The sequence below is a fragment of the Streptomyces sp. NPDC002054 genome (genome assembly GCF_040296685.1).
Taxonomy (GTDB): Bacteria; Actinomycetota; Actinomycetes; order Streptomycetales; family Streptomycetaceae; genus Streptomyces.
The window spans coordinates 175425-198732 of the sequence record NZ_JBEOXT010000014.1 but is presented as its reverse complement, the minus strand read 5'-3'; the positions used below and the strand labels follow the sequence as shown (position 1 = coordinate 198732).

The following is a 23308-nucleotide window of genomic DNA, read 5'->3' as shown; positions in this document are numbered from 1 at the left end:
TTCCGGGGCCGGCCGGTCGGTCAAGGGTGGAGCGAAGCGGAATCGCGAAGCGACGCGACGAAGGAGCGCCCTTGAGGGACCGGACGGACACGGAACGACGATGGGACTGACGGGCAGCCCCCGGACACCCCCCGATACCGCCCGGGCGAAACCCGTCACCCCGGACCCCGCCCGGCCACTCGGCCCCGCCGGGGCTGGGCGGACCATGCGTCACCCCGCCCGGCAACTGGGCCGGCCCGCTGCGCGGGGCCGTCCCATTACCCCGCCCTGCCCGGAACAGGGGCTTCGCCCAGGCCCCCCGATCCCCGACCCTGCGCGACAGGAAGAGCGAGGCTCCGCCTCAGCCGGGCCAATGGCGGGTACCGCTCAACAGGCCGGCGGGCCCGCGCCGGACGCATCGGAGCCGCGGCTCTCGGGCTCTGGGCTCCGCTCGGCGGAGGCAGCGGTGCCCCGCCCCGCCACCGGACTCCGTCCGGTCGGAGCCGGCAGGGGGCGGGTGGGAAACTCCGTCCCGCCCCGGCTCCGAGCGGGGGGCAAAGGAGCGGGCCCGCGCCAGGAGCCCCGCCGCCCCGCCCCGAGCCGGCGGGGTTACGAAGCCCGCCCGCGCCAGGAGCCCCGTACACGCCAGCCCAAGTGACGCAGCCCGCCCGCGCCCCCAGCCCCGGCCTACGCCGCCAGCGTCGCTGGAGGCTCCGCCGGGGCTAGCGTGTCCGCCTCGCGTTGGCGTTCTGCGCTGTCGCTGATGCGGAGCAGCAGCGCGATCATGATCCAGTTGGCCAATAGTGAGGAGCCGCCCTTCGCCAGGAACGGCAGCGCCTTGCCGGTCAGCGGGATCAGGCCGGTCACGCCTCCCGCCACCACGAAGACCTGGAGGGCCAGCGCCGCGGACAGGCCGACGGCGAGGAGTTTGCCGAACGGGTCCCGGGCGCCGAGCGCCATCCGGAGCCCGCGCTGGACCAGCAGTGCGTAGAGGACCAGGACCGCCATCACCCCGGCCAGCCCGAGCTCCTCGCCGACCGTGGTCAGGATGAAGTCCGTGCGCCCGGCGAACTTGATCAGCTCGGGGTTTCCCTGGCCGAGGCCGGTGCCGGAGAGGCCGCCGGTGCCGAAGCTGAACAGGGCCTGCGCCGACTGGTCGGAGATCAGGCCCGCCGGCCGCTGCTCTTCCGGCAGGAAGATGGCCATCGGGTTGAGCCAGGCCTCCACCCGGTTCTTGACGTGCGGCTCGGTCGAGCCGACGACGAAGGCGCCCACGGCGGCCATCAGGACGCCGCAGACGATCCAGCTGGTGCGTTCGGTGGCGACGTACAGCATCACCACGAACACCCCGAAGAAGATCAGCGAGGTGCCCAGGTCGCGCTCGAAGACGAGCACCAGCATCGCCAGGATCCACACCGTGATGATCGGTCCCAGCTGCCGCATCGGCGGCAGCCGCATGCCCAGAAACTTGCGTCCGGCCAGCGCCAGGGTGTCCCGGTGGATCACCAGGTACCCCGCGAAGAACACCGCGATCATGATCTTCACGAACTCGCCGGGCTGCAGCGAGAACGGCCCGATGAAGATCCACCGCTTCGCACCGTACGTATCGGCCGGCATGAACGCCGGGGTGATCAGCAGCACCAGCGCCACGGCCATCGTGAGGTAGATGAACCGCTGCAGGAACCGGTGGTCCTTCAGCAGCGCCACCACCAGCACGCACGAGGCCACCCCGATGACCGTCCACAGCAGCTGGCCCGGCGCGTTCGCCTCGGCGCCGTACCGCTGGATGTACGACTGGTCGAGCCGGTGCAGCAGCACCAGCCCCAGCCCGGTGAGCAGCATCGCCAGCGGCAGGATCAGCGGATCCGCGTACGCGGCGAACCGGCGCACCCCCAAATGGCCCACCAGGGACAGCAGGGTCAGGCTGATGGCGAATCCGGCGAGGTCGGTGGGCAGCTCGCCGTTCATCGCCAGGCCGGCGTTGGCGTGCCCGAACACGGCGATGACGACGACCAGGACGAGCAGCAGTGCTTCGGTGCGGCGGCGGGCGCCCGCCACCGTCGAGGGCCTCAGTCCACGCACGGGATGCCGCCGCCGTCGATGGCGGTGCCCTTCGACTGGCCCTGGTCGGGGTCGGAGCCCGCAGGCGGGGCCTGTGCTGCGCCGGAGTCGCCCGAGCCGCCCGAGCCGCCCGAGTCGCCGGACGTCGTGGGGTCGGCGGAAGCCTTTGGTCCGATCTGCTCGGCAATGCGGCGCTTTATCTTCATATCATCTACGACGTTAATATCCTCCCCATGGTTCCTTCCGAACCCCTCCACGGGCAGTGTCATGAACTCCACCCGCCCGCCGGACAGGTTCTTGGCCTGCTTCACGAACGCCAGGAGGTCCCAGCCCTCGTCCGTCACCACATCCTGCTTCGCCGCGTCGATCAGCTTCATCAGCTTGACCGGATCGGTGAAGGTCCCCACCGAGTTCAGCTTCTGCGTGGCCCCCGCCAGGAACGCCTGCTGCCGCTTCGTCCGGTCCAGGTCGCCCCGCGGCAGCCCCATCCGCTGCCGTACGAAGGCCAGTGACTGCTCCCCGTCCAGGGTCTGCCGGCCCGCCGGGAAGTCGGCGCCCGAGTTCTTGTCCTTGACCGCCTTGTTCAGGCACACCGGCACCCCGTCCAGCGCATCCGCCAGGTGGTAGAAGCCCGCCAGATTGAGCTCCGCGAAGTGGTCCACCGGGACGCCGAGGAAGGACCGGACCGTCTCGATTGCGGCCTTCCGGCCCGCCTCGCGGCCGTCCCGCTCCAGTTGCCGCCGGTCCTGCACACCCTGCCCCGCGAGCTGTTCCTCCTGCTTCGCCTTCGCCAGCCCGTAGGCCTTCTTGATCTTGTCCTTGCCGGTGTAGCCGGGTATGCCCTTGAGCTCGACGAAGTCGTCCCGGGGGATGGAGAAGGCCTTCGCCTTGCCGCCGTCGGCGGGGACGTGCAGCAGGATCAGCGTGTTCGTGTTGTAGCCGCCGATGTCGGAGCTGCCCGCGTGCAGCCGGTCGAGCACCTTCTCCGGCAGCTTCTCGCCGTTCTTGTCGCGTCGGCTGTCCAGTCCCATCAGCAGGATGTTGGTGTCGCCGTGCGCGGACTTCTCGGCGCCCTGCAGAGCCTTGGACGTGCCGATGGAGCCGGCCAGGTCGCGGTACAGGTACCAGGCGGTGCCGCCCACCAGGACGACCAGGGCCGCGGCCGTCGTCAGCAGCAGGCGGGTGATGCGGCGCGGACTGCGGCGGCGGTGCCCTGCCGTATGCCGGCCGGACGGCTTCGGCGTCGTGGTCTTCCTGCGGTGCGCGCTCATGCCTGTCGATGCTGATGCGGACCGGCTGAAGGAAAGCTGAAGCTTCTGAAGGCCCCTTCAGAACCGGGCCCCCGTCACGCGGGCAGCCATCACCCAGGCAGCCGCCGCGCGGGAAGTCGCAGCACCAGCCGGGCGCCGCCGCCGGGGGCCTCACAGGCCGTGACCTCGCCGCCGTGCGCCCGCGCGATCTCCCGGGCGATGGGCAGGCCCAGCCCGGTGCCGCCGCCGGTCCGGCTCCGGTCCTCGTCCAGCCGTACGAAGCGCTCGAAGACCCGGTTGCGGTGGGCGGCCGGGATGCCGGGGCCGTCGTCGCGGACCTCTAGGACGGCGGCGGCCGGTTCGGCGTACGCCTGTACGACGACCTCGGTACGGGCGTGCCGCAGCGCGTTGTCCACCAGGTTGGCCAGGGCCCGCTCCAGCCGGGCCGGGTGGCCCGTGGCGGGGACCGGAGCCCCCGCCTCCACCCGCAGCCGGACCTGCCGGGGCGGGGGCGCGGGCGTGGGCCGACGGGCCGCGTCCTCCGCCGCCAACAGGGCCAGATCCACGGGCTCGCCGGCCGCATCAGCCGCACGCGCCGTCCCGGCCCCGGTGCCCGCCCCGCCGTCCAGCCGGGCCAGCAGCAGCAGGTCGGCCGCGATCCGCTGGAGGCGGTCGGTCTCCGCCAGCGCCGCCTCGACCGACTCCCGGTCCGGCCGGCCGCCGGGCCCGGGCGCGCCGGCCAGCGCCACCTCCAGCCGGGACCGGACGGCGGCGAGCGGATTGCGTAGTTCGTGCGAGGCATCGGCGGTGAACTGCCGCTGCCGGGCGTCGGACCGCTCCAGCCGGTCCAGGGTGTCGTTGACGGTCCGGGCCAGCCGGGCGATCTCGTCCGCCCCGCCCGGGTCCGGCACCCGCCGGTCCAGTTCGCTCGCCGTGACCGCCGCCAGCCCGCTCCGGATCGCGGTCACCGGCCGCAGCGCCTGCCCGGTCACCCACCAGGCCAGCAGCGCCGCGAACCCGATCAGCGGCGGCGCGCCCGCCACCAGCCCGAACGCGACGGCCCGGGTGGCATCGTCCACGTCGCCGAGCACGGTCATCGCGTACACCGAGACCCGCTCGCCGGGCCCGGCACCCTGCGCCTCGACCACGACCACCCCGCGCCGCTGACCGCCGGGGCGGTCGGCCGGCAGGACCACGGTCCGCGAATCCGACCCGGCCGGGGGCCGTACGCCGGCCAGCTCGGCCGGCGTGACCGCCCGGGTGTTCCCGCCGGCCGCGAGGGTCCGGCCGTGCGCGTCGAGGACGAGGAGCAGGTCGACTCCGCCGTCCGGGGCGGGCAGCCGGCCGTCGGCGGGGAGGGTGTGCGCGTCGGCCTGGGCTGCGGCCTTGCGGGTGGCGAGCTCGGTGCGGGACGCGGTGTTGTCGAGGAGGTTGGCGCGCAGCAGGCCGTGGAGCCAGAGGCCGCCGGCGGCGAGGAGGGCGGCCATGGCGAGGGCCGCCGCGAGGGCGGCCCGGGCGCGCAGCGAACTACCCCGCACCGCCGCCACCATCCGCACCGCGGCCCGCACCGCCGCCACCGTCCGCGGCCATCCGGTAGCCGGTGCCATGCACGGTGAGGATGGAGCGGCGGCCGAACGGCGCGTCGATCTTCCTGCGCAAGGACGAGACGTACACCTCGACGATGTTCGGGTCGATCCCGCCCGGGGTCTCCCAGACCTCGTCCAGGATGTCCTGCTTGGCGACGGCTTGCCCGGGCCGTTCCATCAGGCAGCCCAGCACGGCCAGTTCGCGGGCGGTCAGCTCGATCTCGGCGGTGCCGCGCCGGCAGCGGCGGGCCTCGCGGTCCAGGCACAGGTCGCCGGCCTGCAGGGTGGTGCGCTCGGGGGCGCCGGCCCGGCGGGCCAGGGCGCGGAGCCGGGCGCCGAGCACCACGAAGGAGAACGGCTTGGTGAGGTAGTCGTCGGCGCCGCAGTCGAGGCCGTCGGCCTCGTCGTGTTCGCCGTCCCGGGCGGTGAGCATCAGCACCGGGGTGCGGTCGCCGTGGGCACGCAGCCGGGCGCAGATCTCGTACCCGGACAGGCCCGGGAGCATCAGGTCGAGCAGGACGACGTCGTACGGGCCGCCGCTGCGGGCGAGCTCCAGCCCGCGGTGGCCGTCGTGGGCCGTTTCGACCCAGTGGCCATCGGCGGAAAGGCCCCGCCGAAGGGATTCGGCGAGGCCTTCTTCGTCTTCGACCACGAGTATGCGCACGCCCCAACTGTCACATATCGGGCGCGTGGGGCGCGTGCCACCCGGATCGACGTCCGTCGTCAGCCGTCAGTCGTGGAAGACCACCGAGCGGATCTCGAGCTTGGCGGAGCCCTGCGCACCGGCCTCGAGGTCGAAGGATTCGCCCTCACAGCCGGGCTCCTCGTAGACCGTGGCCGTCTCGTCCGTGCCGTTGTACGGCGAGATCGCGGGCGGGACCTCCTTCGGGTCGTCCGCCTCGTCGAGCGTGATGCACTCCTCGCTCGGCGGGTCGACCAGCTGCCCGCTCTTCATGGCCCGGTCTTCGGACTTGTACGTGTAGGTGAAGGTACCTTCGGCCGCGCCGGCCGAGGTGGGGAGCGCCAGGACGAGCAGGGCGGCGCCGGCGGCGGCACCGAGGGTGTGGCGGATGCGCATGGTTCCTCACGGGGGAGTGGGTTCGATCTTGCGGCGACTGGGTTCCCGGCCGGGTCGCCGGGTATGCCTCGGGTCGGCCGACGGTCATCCGTACGCGCCCGGAGAATCGATTCCTCACTGACCCATGAGCACCAGCACCGACCCATGAGCACCGGCGCGACGCCCGCGACGCCCTCGGACGTATGTGCGGGCATCTGTGGTGCGGCCCGGAACGGGGGCCCGGGCGCGGGGACGGAGCAGTATGGGAAGCCGTTATTCCGCAACGCCCATGGCGTGAATTGGCACTCCGCTTGACCGAGTGCTAATCGCCGGAATAGTCTCGGGCCTGGCACTCGCCACCGGTGAGTGCCAACACAGCGACGGGCAGGTCCGGCACCCGCGACGACGGATCGACCTGGTCGCCACCTCAGACAGTTAACCCCGTGAGATCTCCGAAGGGGGAGGTCGGATCGTGACGACCGCCAGCTCCAAGGTTGCCATCAAGCCGCTCGAGGACCGCATTGTGGTCCAGCCGCTCGACGCCGAGCAGACCACGGCCTCTGGCCTGGTTATCCCGGACACCGCGAAGGAGAAGCCCCAGGAGGGCGTCGTCCTCGCTGTGGGCCCGGGCCGGTTCGAGGACGGCCAGCGTCTCCCGCTGGACGTCAACGTCGGCGACATCGTGCTGTACAGCAAGTACGGCGGCACCGAGGTGAAGTACAGCGGCGAGGAGTACCTCGTCCTCTCGGCTCGCGACGTGCTCGCGATCGTCGAGAAGTAATTCACCCAAGCATCAAGATGCTTTGAGCTGCGCCCCTGGTCACCCCGCTGATTGCCGGGCGGCGAGGGGCGCAGTTCGTTAAACCCCAGATTTTTCGAGAGGGCTGAACCGCTCCCATGGCGAAGATCCTGAAGTTCGACGAGGACGCCCGTCGCGCCCTCGAGCGCGGCGTCAACAAGCTTGCCGACACGGTCAAGGTGACGATCGGCCCCAAGGGCCGCAACGTCGTCATCGACAAGAAGTTCGGCGCTCCCACCATCACCAACGACGGTGTCACGATCGCCCGCGAGGTCGAGCTCGACGACCCGTACGAGAACCTGGGCGCCCAGCTGGTGAAGGAGGTGGCGACCAAGACCAACGACATCGCGGGTGACGGCACCACCACCGCCACCGTGCTGGCCCAGGCGCTGGTCCGCGAGGGTCTCCGCAACGTCGCCGCCGGCGCTTCCCCGGCCGCCCTGAAGAAGGGCATCGACGCCGCGGTCAAGGCCGTCTCCGACGAGCTGCTCGCCACCGCCCGTCCGATCGAGGACAAGTCCGACATCGCCGCCGTGGCCGCGCTCTCCGCGCAGGACCAGCAGGTCGGCGAGCTCATCGCCGAGGCGATGGACAAGGTCGGCAAGGATGGTGTCATCACCGTCGAGGAGTCCAACGCCTTCGGCCTGGAGCTGGAGTTCACCGAGGGCATGGCCTTCGACAAGGGCTACCTCTCGCCGTACATGGTCTCCGACCAGGAGCGTATGGAGGCCGTCCTCGACGACCCGTACATCCTGATCAACCAGGGCAAGGTCACCTCCATCCAGGACCTCCTGCCGCTGCTGGAGAAGGTCATCCAGGCGGGTGGCTCCCGGCCGCTGCTGATCATCGCCGAGGACGTCGAGGGCGAGGCGCTCTCCACCCTCGTCGTCAACAAGATCCGCGGCACCTTCAACGCGGTGGCCGTCAAGGCCCCGGGCTTCGGCGACCGCCGCAAGGCGATGCTCCAGGACATGGCCACCCTCACCGGTGCCACCGTCATCGCCGAGGAGGTCGGCCTCAAGCTCGACCAGGCCGGTCTGGACGTGCTGGGCACCGCCCGCCGCGTGACCGTCTCCAAGGACGACACCACGATCGTGGACGGCGGCGGCAGCCACGAGGACGTCCTCGGCCGCGTCAACCAGATCAAGGCCGAGATCGAGTCCACGGACTCCGACTGGGACCGCGAGAAGCTCCAGGAGCGCCTCGCGAAGCTGGCCGGCGGCGTGTGCGTGATCAAGGTCGGCGCCGCCACCGAGGTGGAGCTGAAGGAGAAGAAGCACCGTCTGGAGGACGCCATCTCCGCGACCCGCGCCGCGGTCGAGGAGGGCATCGTCTCCGGTGGTGGCTCCGCTCTGGTCCACGCCGTCAAGGTCCTCGAGGGCAACCTCGGCAAGGAGGGCGACGAGGCCACCGGTGTCGCGGTCGTCCGCCGCGCCGCCGTCGAGCCGCTGCGCTGGATCGCCGAGAACGCCGGCCTGGAGGGCTACGTCATCACCTCCAAGGTTGCCGAGCTCGACAAGGGCCAGGGCTTCAACGCCGCCACCGGCGAGTACGGCGACCTGGTCAAGGCCGGCGTCATCGACCCGGTGAAGGTCACCCGCTCCGCCCTGGAGAACGCCGCCTCCATCGCCTCCCTGCTGCTCACGACCGAGACCCTGGTCGTCGAGAAGCCGGCCGAGGAGGAGGCCGACGGTCACGGGCACGGTCACGGTCACGGCCACAGCCACTGATCGGCTCACAGTGCACGGAAGGCCCCGTTCCGCAGTGCGGAGCGGGGCCTTCCCGTGTGTGGGGCCGATGCGGCTCCGGTTCAGCTCAGGTTCAGCGGGACTCGTACGGTGACCCGGACCCGCCCATCTGGCGTTGCAGCTGGCCGACGTTGTAGTGCCACCAGCCCTCGATGATCTCGCCGTCCAGGCACCGGAACGTGGTGGTCCCGGACATGTCGTAGGTCTTCCCGGTCGGCATGACGCCCATGAACTCGCCCTTGTGGGTGCCCCGCCAGTTCCACACCGTGGTGACGAAATCGCCCTCGGCGATCTGGGACACCGGCTCGAAGGTGATGTCGAAGCCCCGGCGCCAGCGCTCGATGTCGCCGCGCATGGATTCGCGTCCGATGACGGTCGACTCCTCCTTGCTCGCGTCGTGGTCGATGTAGTTCGTCGCGAAGCACTCCTCGATGACGGCCATGTTGCCGTGCATGATGGCGTCGTCGAACACCCGGTTCACCAGGTGCTTGTTGAGCATCTCGTCCCGCACCACGTCCAGGTTGGTGAACGTGGGCATCCCGTCGCAGAGGGCCACCATCTCCTTGAACATCCGGTCCGTCTCCGGGAGCTGAGAGTTCTTCATGGCGTCTTCGTACGACGGGAACTCGACCACGTCGACGTAGTGCTCCCCGTCCTCGAGGTCCTTGCCGATCATGCTGTGGGTGACGGTCCGCTTGCCCTGGCTCTGCGCCACGTACCGATCCATGAGGTCGGAGAGGTCGTCGTACCGGCGGGTCTTGTAATCGATTATCTGTACGAATGTCATGATGCCTCCCGACTCCCGGGCTGGATGGACATGACCATTTTATTCCGGTATGGGGCTATTGGGGTCCGTACTTCCGCCCTGTGCGGGAGGACACCCCGCCCAGCAGTCCGCGCGGCGTCAGCTTCACGATCCCCATCAGCGCCTTGTAGCGCGGATCCGGGATCGACACCGTCCTGCCGCGCGCAAGATCGGCCAGCGCCTCCGCCACCAGCTTGTCCGCGTCCAGCCACATCCAGTTGGGGATGTTGTCCGTCCCCATCCCGGCCCGCTGGTGGAACTCGGTCCGGACGAAGCCCGGGCACAGCGCCATCAGCCGCACCCCGGAGTCCGCCAGGTCCTTCGCCGCGCCCTGGGTGAACTGCACCACCCACGCCTTGCTCGCCCCGTACGTGCCCCGCGGCAGGAACGCGGCCACCGAGGCCACGTTGATCACCCCGCCCCGGCCGCGCGACCGCATCGACTCCGTCGCCGCCGAGGTCAGCCGCAGCACCGCCTCGATGTGCACCTTCAGCATCGTCAGCTCGTCGGCCATGGACACGTCCAGATAGCGGCCCTTGTTGCCGAAGCCCGCGTTGTTGACCAGCAGGTCCACCGGGTGGGTGCGGTCGGACAGCCGCGCCTCGACCGCACCGATCCCCTCGTCCGTGGACAGGTCGGCGGTCAGCACCTCGGCCTCGATGCCGTGCCGGTCGTGCAGTTCGGTGGCCTGCTCGCGCAGCCGCTTGGTGTCCCGGGCCACCAGCACCAGATTGTGTCCCTGGGCGGCGAGCCGCCGGGCGAAGGCGGCGCCGATGCCCGCCGTGGATCCCGTAATCAACGCAGTCGTCATGCGGGCAACCTAGCCGCCCGGGGCCCTGCGCACGGCAGGGGCCCGGCGGGACCGAAGCGCTGTCAGCCCCGAGTGGACCCGCCGTACTTGGCGAGGTACTCCCGGACGGTCTCGTGCTTCTCCGGTGCCATCGCGGTGCCCGCCGCCAGGGTCCGCGGCAGCAGGTCGCGCTCGGTGGTGAAGGCCCGGAACCAGAACTCCACCGAGACCTCGTGGTCCGGGCGGTGCACGATCTCGATCCGGTCGCCCGGCCAGATCTGCCCCTCCTCGATCACCCGCAGGTACGCGCCCGGCCGCCGGGCCTGGGTGAACCGCTTGACCCAGCCGGGCTCCGCCATGGCGCCCTGGAAGGTCCGGCACGGGATCCGGGCCGAGCTCACCTCCAGCAGCAGGTCCGGGCCGACCCGCCAGCGCTCGCCGAGCAGTGCGCCGTTGACGTCCACCCCGGCCGTGGTGAAGTTCTCGCCGAACAGTCCGGCGGGCAGCTCGCGGCCCAGCTCCCCCTCCCACCAGTCCAGGTCCTCGCGCGCGTACGCGTGGACCGCCTGGTGGTCACCGCCGTGGTAGCGCCACTGGCCGATCTCGTCGCCCTCGACCCCGGAGCCGGCGGCGCCCTTGGGGCCGGGCGCGAAGACCCGCACCGGGCCGGGCGCCGGACGCTTTCCGATGCCGGTCACCCCGATCCCGGAGTCGGTGTAGTCCGCGGCGGTGAGCTTGCCCAGGTTGACGGAGAGGAGCTGCATGTCCATCCCCGTACGCTAACGCAGCCCACCCCACCCAAAGCGGGGAGCCGGAACTGGCTCCGCCGTCAAAGGGGGGCTTATGCTCGAAGGGTGATCGAGGCACGTCATCTCCGGGTTCTGCGCGCCGTGGCCGCCACGGGTTCCTTCTCCGCCGCGGCCCGCGAACTCGGTTGCACCCAGCCCGCCGTCTCCCAGCAGATGAAGGCCCTGGAGCAGTCGGCGGGCACCCCGCTGCTGGTCCGGGCCGGCCGCGAGATGCGGCTCACCCAGGCCGGTGACGCGCTGGTCCGGCATGCCGCCGGCATCCTCGCCGGGCTCACCGCCGCCGAGGAAGAGGTGGCGGCCATCGCCGGCCTGCGGGCCGGCCGGGTCCGGCTGGTGTCCTTCCCCAGCGGCAGCTCCACCCTGGTGCCCACGGCCCTCGCCGCCATGCGGGCGGCCCACCCCGGCACCCGCATCTCCCTGGTCGAGGCGGAGCCGCCGCGCTCGGTGGAGATGCTGCGGGAGGGCGACTGCGATGTGGCGCTCGCCTTCCGCTACGGCTCCGCCACCGCGGCCGACGGCGCGGACGCGGCGGAGTGGGACGACCTGGTCGTCCGGCCGCTGCTCACCGACCGGCTGGTCGGGCTGGTGCCGGAGGGGCACCGGCTGGCCGGCGCGGAGCAGGTCCGGATGGCCGAACTCGCCGGGGAGCCGTGGATCGCCGGCTGCCCGCGCTGCCGCCGCCATCTGGTGGACATCTGCGAGAGCGCCGGTTTCACCCCGAGCATCGACTTCGCGACCGACGACTACCCGGCGGTGGTCGGTCTGGTCGGCGCGGGGCTCGGCGTGGCCGTGCTGCCGGAGCTGGCGGTGGAGTCCGTACGGGTGAAGGGCGCGCGGACGGTGGCGGTGGAACCGGCGGTGGAGCGCGAGGTGGTGGCGCTGACCCTGCCCGACCTCGCGCGGGTGCCGGCGGTGGCGGCGACGCTGGCGGAGCTGGAGCGGGCCGCCGGCCGTTGACGGCCGACGGCCCGGCGCGCGACGCGCCCGAGCGGTCGCACGAGTTCCACGGATTCGAAGAAACGTTCCTTCGTACGTCTCTTCGCTCAGGCGCTCACTGTGGCGCAGGTGGTCCGGTCACACTGCTGGCGGGGATGAGGCGGTGCCGGGCGCGTCCCATCAGTTCCTCGCGCTCGTCCTCGGTGAGGCCACCCCACACTCCGTAGGGCTCACGTACGGCGAGCGCGTGCGCGGCGCATTCCGAGCGCACCGGGCATCGCATGCAGACCTCTTTAGCCGAGGCCTCGCGCGCGCTCCGGGCCGCGCCCCGCTCGCCTTCCGGGTGGAAGAAGAGGGAGCTGTCGACCCCACGGCAGGCAGCGAGCAGCTGCCAGTCCCAGAGGTCGGCGTTCGGTCCGGGGAGGCGGGAGAAATCTGCCATTGGTAGTCCTCTTGGTGCCGGTACTGAGGCGGATACGGTCCATGTCTCCACACCTACTGTCGGAGTAGATGTAAATATGACTCATTGGGAATCTAGCCTCAGACACAAGCAAAACGGAAGGAAAGCCGCCAAATAGGGCATAGCTCCAGATGGAGGACGGATGGCTTGTGGCGCCCGTGTCGTGATCGCTTCCTCACGTAGAGTGCCGAAGGTGTCCGTCCGACCCGTAACTCTTTCGAGTGACCATCGTTGAGAGTGCGAAGGCGGTTGAAAGAAGAAGTTCTCGGACAGGTGTCCGGGGACATCGACCGCACAGGTGACGATACGTACCAGCCTGGAGGCTCAAGGTGACGCGCATCAGCAGCTGCGGAGGGCGGTCATGACATCCGTCCTCGTCTGCGACGACTCCCCGCTTGCCCGAGAGGCGCTCCGTCGCGCGGTGGCCACTGTGCCCGGCGTCGAGCGTGTGACGACGGCTGCCAACGGCGAGGAAGTCCTCCGCCGCTGGGGTGCCGACCGCTCCGACCTCATTCTGATGGATGTCCGGATGCCGGGCCTGGGCGGTGTCGAGACGGTCCGCCGGCTGCTCTCGGCCGACCCCGGCGCCCGCATCATCATGCTGACGGTTGCCGAGGACCTGGACGGGGTGGCCCTCGCGGTCGCCGCCGGCGCCCGCGGATATCTGCACAAGGACGCCTCGCGCGCCGAACTGCGGGCCACGGTCACCCAGGCTCTTGCCGACCCGACGTGGCGGCTCGCCCCGCGCCGGCTCCGCTCGGCCGAGATGGGTGCCGCGCCCACGCTCACCGCCCGCGAGATCCAGGTGCTGGAGGGCATGAGCCACGGCCGCTCCAACGCCGAGATCGGCCGTGAGCTGTTCCTTTCCGAGGACACGGTCAAGACGCACGCCCGCCGCCTCTTCAAGAAGCTGGGTGCCTCGGACCGGGCGCATGCGGTCGCGCTCGGCTTCCGCTGGGGCCTGGTTCGCTGACCGCGGAGCCCGAACAGCGGTCCCCGTCCGCCGTCGGCGGACGGGGCGGCCATGCCGGTCTGTGCCGGATCGATGCCGGTCCTGTCGTTCCCGGTGCGCGGCCGGGGGTTGGCGAGGCACAATCCGGGGGACGTGTCGCTTCGTGCGCGATGCCGCATCCTTGAGGGTGTGCCGCATTCTTGGAGATGTGGAGTCCTCGGGGAGTCCTCGGGGACATTCGGCCGAGCGGGAGGGGAGGGCGCAAGTGATGAGCTCCGGTGCGCCCGCTCATAACGCTTCGGCGCACAACCCGGGCCATGGTGCCGCAAATGCTCCGGCGCCAAGGCACCATGGATTGATGCGCGACGACGAGGCCATGGGGTCACCTGCGGCCACAGGCCCCTCCGGCACCGCCAAGGGCGGCAGCGCGGGGGCGGTCGGCGCGCTCGTCCGCCGGGCTGTGGAGGGCGATGAGCAGGCCACTCACGACCTGCTCGCCCATGTGCACCCGCTGGCCCTGCGCTACTGCCGCACCCGGCTCTCCCGGCTGCCCGGTGATGCGCGCCACTTCGTCGAGGACCTCGCCCAGGAGGTCTGCGTCGCCGTGCTGATGGCGCTGCCCCGGTACCGGGACACCGGCCGGCCCTTCGAGGCCTTCGTCTTCGCCATCGCCGCGCACAAGGTGGCCGACCTGCAGCGGGCCGCGATGCGGCACCCGGGCAGTACGGCGGTTCCGTCCGACGAGATGCCCGAGCGGCCGGACGATTCGCTGGGCCCCGAGGAGCGGGCGCTGCTCAGCAGTGACGCCGAGTGGGCCAAGAAGCTGCTGGCCAACCTGCCGGAGAACCAGCGGGAGCTGCTGGTGCTGCGGGTGGCGGTCGGGCTGACCGCCGAGGAGACTGGGCAGATGCTCGGGATGTCTCCGGGTGCGGTCCGGGTCGCCCAGCACCGGGCGCTGAGCCGACTGCGTGCGCTCGCCGAGCAGTAGTGGCTGCCGCCCGTCCCCTGCGTACAAAAACTTCGTATGAACCGACAAATCTCCCGGTCGATCTTCATCGTGGAATGAGACGCCCCGCGATCCCGTTAGCATGGACATCCGCGCTGAGCAAGACCATCTGGGAAGGTGTCATGACTGTCAACGGCGACGTCGATGGAGTACCGGGCAAGTTCGCGACGCTGGGGCTGACGTATGACGACGTGCTCCTCCTCCCCGGCGCGTCGGACATGGCGCCGGACGAGATCGACACTTCTTCCCTCATCTCGCGGAACGTCCGTGTGAACGTTCCCCTGCTGTCCGCCGCCATGGACAAGGTCACCGAGGCCCGCATGGCCATCGCGATGGCCCGTCAGGGCGGCGTCGGCGTACTGCACCGCAACCTCTCCATCGTCGACCAGGCCAACCAGGTGGACCTGGTCAAGCGCTCCGAGTCCGGCATGGTCACCGACCCGATCACGGTGCACCCGGACGCGACCCTGCGCGAGGCCGACGAGCTCTGCGCCAAGTTCCGCATCTCCGGTGTGCCGGTCACCGATCCCGCGGGCAAGCTGCTCGGCATCGTCACCAACCGCGACATGGCCTTCGAGTCGGACCGCAACCGCCAAGTGCGCGAGGTCATGACCCCGATGCCGCTGGTCACCGGCAAGGTCGGCATCTCCGGCGTGGACGCCATGGAGCTGCTGCGCCGCCACAAGATCGAGAAGCTGCCGCTGGTCGACGACGCGGGCATCCTCAAGGGCCTCATCACCGTCAAGGACTTCGTCAAGGCCGAGAAGTACCCGAACGCGGCGAAGGACAAGGACGGCCGGCTGCTGGTCGGCGCGGCGGTCGGCGTCGCCGGCGATGCGTACGAGCGCGCCCAGGCGCTCATCGAGGCCGGCGCCGACTTCATCGTGGTCGACACCGCGCACGGCCACTCGCGGCTGGTCGGCGACATGGTCGCCAAGATCAAGTCGAACTCCTCGGTCGACGTCATCGGCGGCAACGTCGCCACCCGCGACGGCGCCCAGGCGCTGATCGACGCCGGCTGCGACGGCATCAAGGTCGGTGTCGGCCCCGGCTCCATCTGCACCACCCGCGTGGTCGCCGGCATCGGCGTCCCGCAGGTCACCGCCATCTACGAGGCCTCGCTGGCCGCCAAGGCCGCGGGCGTCCCGGTCATCGGCGACGGCGGCCTGCAGTACTCCGGCGACATCGCCAAGGCCCTGGTCGCGGGCGCGGACACGGTCATGCTCGGCTCGCTGCTGGCCGGCTGCGAGGAGTCCCCGGGCGAGCTGCTCTTCATCAACGGCAAGCAGTTCAAGTCCTACCGGGGCATGGGCTCGCTGGGCGCCATGCAGTCCCGCGGTGACCAGCGCTCCTTCTCCAAGGACCGCTACTTCCAGGAGGGCGTGGGCGGCGACGACAAGCTGATCCCCGAGGGCATCGAGGGCCAGGTCCCCTACCGCGGCCCGCTCTCCGCGGTCGTCCACCAGCTCGTCGGCGGCCTGCGCCAGTCGATGTTCTACGTGGGCGGGCGCACCGTCCCCGAGCTGCAGGACCGCGGCCGGTTCGTCCGGATCACCTCGGCGGGTCTCAAGGAGAGCCACCCGCACGACATCCAGATGACGGTCGAGGCGCCGAACTACTCCCGCAAGGGCTGATCGGCAGGGCTGGTCAGCCGGACCGGCGCAGACATGATGCAGGAAAGGGGTGGGGCCGAACGGCCCCACCCCTTCCGCGTGCCGCCGTCCGCAGGGCGGTCACGGGAACGCGGTGCCCCGGGGTTCGGGGATACTGGACGGGCAGACCAAGAGGGAAAGGCCACCACACGTGACTGAGATCGAGATCGGGCGCGGCAAGCGCGGCCGCCGGGCGTACGCCTTCGACGACATCGCCATCGTCCCCAGCCGCCGCACGCGCGACCCGAAGGAGGTCTCGATCGCCTGGCAGATCGACGCCTACCGGTTCGAGCTCCCGTTCCTGGCCGCCCCCATGGACTCGGTGGTCTCCCCGCAGACCGCGATCCGCATCGGCGAGCTCGGCGGCCTCGGTGTGCTGAACCTCGAGGGCCTGTGGACCCGGTACGAGGACCCGCAGCCGCTGCTGGACGAGATCACCGAGCTGGACGAGGAGGCCGCCACCCGCCGCCTCCAGGAGATCTACTCCGCGCCGATCCAGGCCGACCTGATCCGGCAGCGCATCAAGGAGGTCCGCGACTCGGGCGTCGTCACCGCTGCCGCGCTCTCCCCGCAGCGCACCGCCGAGTTCTCCAAGGCCGTGGTCGACGCGGGCGTGGACATCTTCGTCATCCGCGGCACCACCGTCTCCGCCGAGCACGTCTCCGGCGCCGCGGAGCCGCTGAACCTGAAGCAGTTCATCTACGAGCTCGACGTCCCGGTCATCGTCGGCGGCTGCGCCACGTACACCGCGGCCCTGCACCTGATGCGGACCGGCGCGGCCGGCGTGCTGGTGGGCTTCGGCGGCGGCGCCGCGCACACCACGCGCAACGTGCTGGGCATCCAGGTTCCGATGGCCACCGCCGTCGCCGACGTGGCCGCGGCCCGCCGCGACTACATGGACGAGTCCGGCGGCCGGTACGTGCACGTCATCGCGGACGGCGGCGTGGGCTGGTCCGGCGACCTGCCCAAGGCCGTCGCCTGCGGCGCCGACGCCGTGATGATGGGCTCCCCGCTGGCGCGCGCCACCGACGCCCCCGGCAAGGGCCACCACTGGGGCATGGAGGCCGTCCACGAGGACGTGCCGCGCGGCAAGAAGGTCCACCTCGGCACCGTCGGCACCACCGAGGAGATCCTCACCGGCCCGTCGCACACCCCGGACGGCTCGATGAACCTCTTCGGCGCCCTGCGCCGCTCGATGGCCACCACGGGCTACAGCGAGCTCAAGGAGTTCCAGCGGGTCGAGGTCACGGTGGCGGACTCCCAGCACCGCCGCTGAGGTTTCAGCGTCCGTCGTAGGACGGCGTACGGAGGGCCGGCACCCGGGTGATCGGGTGCCGGCCCTCCGGCGTTGCCGCGGTCAGCGGCGGCGGCTCCGACGCCGTTCGCGCAGTCTCCTGCCGAGCGGGAGGGCACACAACAGGACGAGGCCCCACGGAATCACCAGGAACGTGAAGCCCGGCCCGTCGGCCGTGGGCGTCTCCGAGGCGAGTTCGCCCAGCGTGAGCAGCAGGGCGATCAGGGTCATCACGGTGGTCGAGACAATGAGGACCCACAGCGGCCAGACGTGATCGTCCACGGGTTCCTGCCGTCGTGCCCTGCCCGCCGCCGTGACCCCGGCCCCGGCGCCGGGCCGCGGCCGTGGGATGCGGTCCGGGTCGCGCGGGGGCATCGGGACCACGACCTCCGGCGGCACGGCCGCGTCGATCACGGCCAGCCGATCGGCCCCGACCGCGTACAGGGTGGGCTCGACCGCGACACTGAACCCGTCGTGGCCGACCAGGCGGCGGGCGCCGTCCGGGAAGGACAGCAGCAGGGCGCACTCGGCATAGCGGACGGTCGCCTGCCTGCTCGGGCCGATGAGGCTGACCCCGTCGGTACCGATGACCACCTTGTGCGCCGGGTCTTCCACGGAGGAGTACCGGGGGCCGGAGACCACGTCGGCCGACCGCGTCGGGGCCTCCGCCAGGCCGGCCCAGTCGACTCCGCGACGGGGGACCTGCATCAGCGTGTTCGCCCACAGGTCCCGGGCGACCTCGCGGAGGTCCCCCGCGGTGACGGCCTCGATCTCGGCGCGGAGCTGCTCCTCGGTGGCGGTCGGGTGGCCGAGCAGCAGGTCGAGCGCGTGGCCGGGCAGGGCGCACGCGTCCCGGTCCGGACGGTCGAAACCGGCGAGCGCGGAGGCGCGTACGGATTCCAGGTCGGCGGGCTCGATCCGTCCGGCCCGCAGTTTCGCCAGGACGTCGATGAACGCGCCGACCGCCGCGTCCTGCTTCTGCGGAAGGGCGTCGGCGTAGGCGGTGACGACGGCCCAGTCAGCGTCACGCGGGGAGTAGTCGGCCGCAGCCGCGTACGAGTAGCCGCCCTTCTGCCGCAGCTCGCGGAAGAGTTCCTTGCCGAGCACCCCGGTGAACAGGTTTGCCTCGGTGGAACGCGGCAGCACGGACGTGAGGACCACCGCGCCGTCCTCGCCCACGAAATGGGCGGGAGTCTGCGGGAGGGCCGATGTGGGAGCGGGCGCCGGCCGCCGGGTACCCGAGGGCAGCTTCAGGTCCAGGCCCTCGGGAACGCTGTCCCCCGTCATCCACAGGACGGCGTTCTCGCCGGTGAACCATTCCTCGGCCCAGGCCCGGACGGCCGGTGCGGTCAGGGCGGGCAGGCCGGTCTCTTCGTATCCGGTCAGCCCGTAGGAGCGGGCGCCGTACCGCCACAGAGCCATGCTGTGGGCGGGGCCGTGGTTCCGGCTTGCCGCCTCCGTGCGCAGGATCTCCTTCTCGGTCTCCAGCCGCTCCATGGGGAGGTCTCGCAGGGCGGTGCAGACACCGTTGAGGTATTCGACGACCTCGGCGGGTGTGCCGGTGACGTGGAAGTGGGTGTAGGTGGACGCTGTGGCGCCGTTGTAGTGGAGGTCGCTCAGTCCGTGCCGGTACAGCGCGAGGTGTTCCACGAGGTGGGTGATCCCGCGGACGGGGAGGGTCTCGTCGGCGACGCCCACCCGGAAGAGGAGGCCGGCCTCGACCGGCCCGGGGCGCGGGGCGAGTACGGTGCGGATGCCGTTGACGCTGGTTTCTGTGATCACGGGGTCCTCGTCAGCCCTTCGCCAGGGCGAGCTTGCGGTGGCGGACGAACTCGGCCTCGTGGTCGTAGCTGCCGATGTAGCCCCAGAGGAACTCGTCCGCCGCGTCGCCGAGGGCGCGGAAGTGCGGCGCCGCGTCCAGGTGGCGCCCGGCCGCCGAGTGGGCGGCGGCGAAGGCACTGTGGGCGGCGACGGCCTGGTGGCAGTCGGTGCGGAAGTCCGGGTGCAGGACGGAGCGGTGGGCCGCCTCGATGAGCCGGTCCCTGTGGGCACTCTCGCGCAGATAGGCTTCTCCATCGCGCTTCCTGCCTTCGCTCAGAGCCAGGTACTGCTCCATTTGGACGATTGCGATCAGCGCGCCGTTCGGACTGCCTTCGGGCGCTCCGGCGGCGGCCTCCTCGGCGAAGCCGTGGGCGGCCTCCCAGCTGCCGCCCCACTTGGGACAGAGCTGCTGGAGCAGTTGCATCTGGCCGCTGAAGTGGTGCGGGTGATGCTCGGTCAGCCGGTCGTACCGGCGCCTGGCCTCGTTCTGGCCGAGTTCCAGGCCGCGGGCGGTCATCAGGCGCAGGTACCAGGGCAGTGCGTGGTCGGGATGTCCGGCACAGAGGTCGATCAGCAGCTGCTCCGCCCGCCGGAGGCGGGCGTGGAAGTCGGCGAACTGCCGTCGGCTTACGTGCTCCGCCCCGTGGTCGCTGCGGAGCTGCCAGCCGGTCTGGATGTGCAGCTCGGCGAGCAGCGTACGGGGCAGGGGGTCCCCGGGGTGCTCCGTGGCGGTGCGGCGCAGGAACGGTTCCGCCCCGGGGGTCTGGGAGACGACCCGGCACGCGAGGGCCCTGTCGTCCTCGTCGGTCAGGGCGGCGAAGGCGGCGGCCACCTCGTCCCATGCCTGCCGCTGCACGGAGGCGCGGAGGGCGGCGAGGGAGGGTATGCGTTCGGCGGGATCGAAGGCGGGCCGCCCGGGCGGCGAGAGAGCAGACACGCGCGGATCATATGACCGGCCTTCCGATTCGGCGGCTGCGGGCTGCCCGGGACAGCGGTCTTCGGTGGCGGCGTGGGGCCGGTCAGAGGCGGTGGGCCGCGCCGGCGGGGCTGGCCCCGCGGGTGTCGAGGAGCAGCTGGGCCTTCACCGCCAGGCCCTGCAGGTCGTACGTGCGGTGGTGCTGGAGCAGGATCGTGAGGTCCGCGTTGGCCGCCGCCTCGTAGAGGGAGTCCGCGCGGGGGACCGGCCGGTCGCGGACCCGCCAGCCGGTCACGTACGGGTCGTGGTAGCTGACCTGGGCCCCCAGGTCGAGCAGGCGGCTGGCGATTTCGCGGGCCGGGGAGCCCTCCTGGTCGGCGAGGTCCGGCTTGTAGGTGACCCCGAGCAGCAGGACCCGGGCGCCGCGGGCCGATTTGCCGTGCTCGTTCAGCAGGGTGGCGCAGCGCTGGATCACGTACTGCGGCATCCGGCCGTTGATCTCCTGCGCCAGGCCGACCATGCGGAGCGGGTGGCCCGGGGTGCGGGTGGTGTGCGGGAGGTAGTTGGGGTCGAGCGGGACGGCGTGGCCGCCGACGCCGGGGCCGGGGCGGAAGGCCTGGAAGCCGTACGGCTTGGTTTCGGCGCAGCGGATGACGTCCCACAGGTCCACGCCGAGGTCGTGGCAGAGCACCGCCATCTCGTTCATCAGGGCGATGTTGACGTGCCGGTAGTTGGTTTCGAGCAGCTGGACGGTCTCGGCCTCGCGCAGGCCGCGGGCGCGGACCACCTTCTCGGTGAGGCGCGCGTAGAAGGCCGCGGCGGACTCCGTGCAGGCCGGGGTGAGGCCGCCGATCACCTTCGGCGTATTGGTGAAATTGTGCGTCCGGTTGCCCGGGTCGTAGCGGCTGGGGGAGTAGGCCAGGTGGAAGTCCCGGCCGGCCCGCAGGCCGGAGCCCGATTCCAGCAGGGGGCGCAGGTAGTCCTCGGTGACACCCGGATGGGCGGCGGACTCGAGGATGACGGTGGTGTGGGGGCGCAGCCGGGCGGCGAGTGCGCGGGCCGCCTCGCCGACCGCCGACAGGTCGAGCGCGCGGTCGGGGCCGAGCTGGGTGGGGGCGCAGATGACGGCCGTCCGGACCCGCCCGAGCTCGGCCGGGTTGGTGGTGATGCGGAAGCCGGCCGCCGACATCCGGCGGATCTCGGCGGCGGTGAGCGTGGTGTCGGTGGCGGGGCCGCAGCCGTAGCCGACGGTCTCAATACCGGCGGAGACGGCGGCCTGGGCCAGCGGCAGGCCGAGGTGGCCGAGTCCGATGACGGCGAGATCTGCGGGCATGGCGGTGCCGTCCCTTCCCTGACATGAGGGGGCTGTGCGCGCAAGTCCTGTGGGCAGGGGGAGCTGGCGCTATGTCAGACTAGGCGTATATATGACCGATGTGTCGCATTGCGGGGTGGTCGCCACCGTTGTGTTGTCCACAGGCGGTGGCTGATGTGGGAGTGCGCGGTCAGACTGATTCCACGGGGGACGTGAGCGGGGTGACCCGCACACCGACGGGAGGCAGCGGTGAGGACAGCGACACTGGGACCGGAGGAGCGCGCGGAGGCGCTCGCCCGGATGGCCGAGCGGGAACTGGACGTGCTGGTGGTGGGCGCTGGGGTGGTGGGGGCCGGCACCGCGCTCGACGCGGTCACCCGAGGGCTCTCGACCGGGCTGGTCGAGGCGCGCGACTGGGCCTCGGGGACGTCCAGCAGATCCAGCAAGCTGATCCACGGCGGTCTGCGCTATCTGGAGATGCTTGACTTCACGCTCGTCCGGGAGGCGCTCAAGGAGCGCGGCCTGCTGCTGGAGCGGCTCGCGCCGCACCTGGTGAAACCCGTGCCGTTCCTGTACCCCTTGCAGCACAAGGGCTGGGAGCGGTTCTATGCCGGCTCGGGCGTCGCGCTGTACGACGCCATGTCGGTGTCCAGCGGACACGGGCGGGGCCTGCCCGTCCACCGGCACCTGTCGCGCGGCCGGGCCCTGCGGGTCGCCCCCTGCCTGCGCAAGGACGCCCTGGTGGGGGCCCTGCAGTACTACGACGCCCAGATGGACGACGCGCGCTATGTCACCACCCTGGTGCGGACGGCCGCGGCGTACGGGGCGCACTGCGCCAACCGGGCCCGGGTGATCGGCTTCCTGCGGGAGGGCGAGCGGGTCGTCGGCGCCCGGGTGCAGGATGTGGAGGGCGGCGGTGAGTACGAGATCCGCGCCAAACAGATCGTCAATGCGACCGGGGTGTGGACGGACGACACGCAGGCGCTGATCGGCGAGCGCGGGCAGTTCCACGTCCGAGCCTCCAAAGGCATCCACCTGGTGGTGCCCAAGGACCGCATCCACTCCACCAGCGGCCTCATCCTGCGCACCGAGAAGTCCGTGCTGTTTGTCATTCCGTGGGGCCGCCACTGGATCATCGGGACCACGGACACCGACTGGGACCTGGACAAGGCGCATCCGGCGGCGTCCAGCGCGGACATCGACTACCTGCTGGAGCACGTGAACTCGGTGCTCGCGGTGCCGCTCACCCGGGACGACGTCCAGGGTGTGTACGCGGGGCTGAGGCCACTGCTGGCCGGCGAGTCGGACGCCACCAGCAAGCTCTCCCGGGAGCACACCGTGGCACATCCGGTGCCCGGGCTGGTGGTCGTGGCGGGTGGCAAGTACACCACGTACCGGGTGATGGCCAAGGATGCGGTGGACGAGGCGGTGCACGGCCTGGACCAGCGGGTCGCCCCGTGCGTCACCGAGGACATTCCGCTGGTCGGAGCCGAGGGGTACCGGGCGCTGTGGAACTCCCGGGCCAGGATCGCCGCCCGGACGGGCCTTCATGTGGTGCGGGTCGAGCACCTGTTGAACCGGTACGGCTCGCTGACCGAGCAGCTTCTCGACCTGGTCGAAAAGGATCCGGGGCTCGGCGACCCGCTGTCCGCGGCGGACGACTACCTGCGGGCCGAGATCGTGTACGCGGCCTCGCACGAGGGGGCCCGGCATTTGGACGACGTCCTGACCCGGCGGACCCGCATCTCCATCGAGACCTTCGACCGCGGGACCCGATCGGCGCGGGAGTGCGCGGAGTTGATGGCGCCGGTGCTGGGCTGGGACCGGGAGCAGATCGAGAAAGAGGTCGAGCACTACGAAAAGCGGGTACAGGCGGAGCGGGAGTCGCAGCGTCAGCCCGACGACCAGACGGCGGACGCGGCCAGGCTGGGGGCGCCGGACATCGTCCCGCTGTGAGCCGTGCCAGGTTTCCGGGGTCGGGGGAACCGTAGACCCCCGGCGCCCGTCCGTCCCGGAGTGAGGAACAATGAGGGTCCGGCCGGGGCGGGTTACGTCGGGACCCGGCGGACGCCGGG

Annotated in this window: 20 protein-coding genes; 8 read left to right on the top strand and 12 right to left on the bottom strand. The window is 71.3% G+C overall.

Annotation, left to right across the window (positions count from 1 at the left end; all coding sequences use genetic code 11):
- Positions 1–666: 666 nt before the first annotated feature.
- From ABT123_RS15960 to ABT123_RS15940, 5 genes are all read right to left on the bottom strand, one after another.
- Positions 667–2061 carry an FtsW/RodA/SpoVE family cell cycle protein gene (locus ABT123_RS15960; protein ID WP_351313895.1) on the bottom strand — a complete coding sequence of 465 codons (1395 nt, stop codon included), beginning with the start codon at positions 2059–2061 and terminating at the stop codon, positions 667–669.
- A complete protein-coding gene (locus tag ABT123_RS15955) occupies positions 2049–3311 on the bottom strand; it encodes an LCP family protein (protein ID WP_351313892.1) in 1263 nt (420 codons plus the stop codon). Before ABT123_RS15955 ends, ABT123_RS15960 begins: the two co-directional genes overlap by 13 nt.
- A gap of 89 nt (positions 3312–3400) precedes the next feature.
- Positions 3401–4897 (bottom strand): sensor histidine kinase, encoded by a 1497-nt coding sequence (locus ABT123_RS15950; RefSeq protein ID WP_351313889.1) that lies wholly within the window; start codon positions 4895–4897, stop codon positions 3401–3403.
- Positions 4818–5540: a response regulator transcription factor gene (locus tag ABT123_RS15945; RefSeq protein ID WP_351313886.1), complete on the bottom strand. Its 723-nt coding sequence runs from the start codon at positions 5538–5540 to the stop codon at positions 4818–4820. The genes ABT123_RS15950 and ABT123_RS15945 overlap by 80 nt, the downstream gene beginning before the upstream one ends.
- 66 nt (positions 5541–5606) lie before the next feature.
- Positions 5607–5954 carry a hypothetical protein gene (locus ABT123_RS15940; protein WP_351313883.1) on the bottom strand — a complete coding sequence of 116 codons (348 nt, stop codon included), beginning with the start codon at positions 5952–5954 and terminating at the stop codon, positions 5607–5609.
- A gap of 451 nt (positions 5955–6405) precedes the next feature.
- Here ABT123_RS15940 and groES point away from each other — a divergent pair, with 451 nt between their 5' ends.
- The gene (gene groES, locus ABT123_RS15935; protein WP_007265952.1) at positions 6406–6714 is read left to right on the top strand and encodes a co-chaperone GroES; all 309 of its coding nucleotides are present in this window, start codon (positions 6406–6408) and stop codon (positions 6712–6714) included.
- Positions 6715–6830: 116 nt separating this feature from the next.
- Positions 6831–8462, top strand: coding sequence for a chaperonin GroEL (groL, locus tag ABT123_RS15930; protein ID WP_351313880.1), 1632 nt, complete (start codon positions 6831–6833; stop codon positions 8460–8462).
- 91 nt (positions 8463–8553) lie between these two features.
- Here the strand turns inward: groL and ABT123_RS15925 are convergent, their stop codons facing one another.
- The 3 genes from ABT123_RS15925 to ABT123_RS15915 form a co-directional block, all read right to left on the bottom strand.
- Complete coding sequence (locus tag ABT123_RS15925; protein WP_351313877.1) at positions 8554–9267, bottom strand: ester cyclase; 714 nt, start codon at positions 9265–9267, stop codon at positions 8554–8556.
- 55 nt (positions 9268–9322) lie between these two features.
- The gene (locus tag ABT123_RS15920; protein WP_351313874.1) at positions 9323–10096 is read right to left on the bottom strand and encodes an SDR family NAD(P)-dependent oxidoreductase; all 774 of its coding nucleotides are present in this window, start codon (positions 10094–10096) and stop codon (positions 9323–9325) included.
- Positions 10097–10158: 62 nt separating this feature from the next.
- Positions 10159–10839, bottom strand: coding sequence for an MOSC domain-containing protein (locus ABT123_RS15915; RefSeq protein WP_351313932.1), 681 nt, complete (start codon positions 10837–10839; stop codon positions 10159–10161).
- A gap of 90 nt (positions 10840–10929) precedes the next feature.
- On the opposite strand from ABT123_RS15915, the gene ABT123_RS15910 reads away from it, so the two are divergent.
- Complete coding sequence (locus ABT123_RS15910; RefSeq protein ID WP_351313871.1) at positions 10930–11841, top strand: LysR family transcriptional regulator; 912 nt, start codon at positions 10930–10932, stop codon at positions 11839–11841.
- A 94-nt stretch (positions 11842–11935) separates the two neighbouring features.
- On the opposite strand, the gene ABT123_RS15905 is transcribed toward ABT123_RS15910, so the two are convergent.
- Entirely contained in the window at positions 11936–12262 is a 327-nt protein-coding gene (locus ABT123_RS15905; RefSeq protein ID WP_351313868.1) for a WhiB family transcriptional regulator, read from the bottom strand.
- Between the two features lie 379 nt (positions 12263–12641).
- Here ABT123_RS15905 and ABT123_RS15900 point away from each other — a divergent pair, with 379 nt between their 5' ends.
- The 4 genes from ABT123_RS15900 (at position 12642) to ABT123_RS15885 (ending at position 17166) form a co-directional block, all read left to right on the top strand.
- On the top strand, positions 12642–13253 hold the full coding sequence (locus ABT123_RS15900; RefSeq protein WP_003948568.1) for a response regulator transcription factor: 612 nt from the start codon (positions 12642–12644) through the stop codon (positions 13251–13253).
- Positions 13254–13590: 337 nt separating this feature from the next.
- Positions 13591–14220, top strand: coding sequence for a sigma-70 family RNA polymerase sigma factor (locus ABT123_RS15895; RefSeq protein WP_502970965.1), 630 nt, complete (start codon positions 13591–13593; stop codon positions 14218–14220).
- Positions 14221–14360: 140 nt separating this feature from the next.
- On the top strand, positions 14361–15872 hold the full coding sequence (gene guaB / locus ABT123_RS15890) for an IMP dehydrogenase (RefSeq protein ID WP_351313865.1): 1512 nt from the start codon (positions 14361–14363) through the stop codon (positions 15870–15872).
- 169 nt (positions 15873–16041) lie between these two features.
- Positions 16042–17166: a GuaB3 family IMP dehydrogenase-related protein gene (locus ABT123_RS15885; protein WP_351313862.1), complete on the top strand. Its 1125-nt coding sequence runs from the start codon at positions 16042–16044 to the stop codon at positions 17164–17166.
- Positions 17167–17247: 81 nt separating this feature from the next.
- Here ABT123_RS15885 and ABT123_RS15880 read toward each other — a convergent pair whose 3' ends face one another.
- From ABT123_RS15880 to ABT123_RS15870, 3 genes are all read right to left on the bottom strand, one after another.
- Positions 17248–18966: an insulinase family protein gene (locus tag ABT123_RS15880; RefSeq protein ID WP_351313859.1), complete on the bottom strand. Its 1719-nt coding sequence runs from the start codon at positions 18964–18966 to the stop codon at positions 17248–17250.
- A gap of 10 nt (positions 18967–18976) precedes the next feature.
- Positions 18977–19942: a hypothetical protein gene (locus ABT123_RS15875; RefSeq protein WP_351313856.1), complete on the bottom strand. Its 966-nt coding sequence runs from the start codon at positions 19940–19942 to the stop codon at positions 18977–18979.
- Between the two features lie 82 nt (positions 19943–20024).
- Positions 20025–21254: a nucleotide sugar dehydrogenase gene (locus tag ABT123_RS15870; protein WP_351313853.1), complete on the bottom strand. Its 1230-nt coding sequence runs from the start codon at positions 21252–21254 to the stop codon at positions 20025–20027.
- A gap of 228 nt (positions 21255–21482) precedes the next feature.
- On the opposite strand from ABT123_RS15870, the gene ABT123_RS15865 reads away from it, so the two are divergent.
- A complete protein-coding gene (locus ABT123_RS15865) occupies positions 21483–23189 on the top strand; it encodes a glycerol-3-phosphate dehydrogenase/oxidase (protein ID WP_351313850.1) in 1707 nt (568 codons plus the stop codon).
- Positions 23190–23308: the final 119 nt, after the last annotated feature.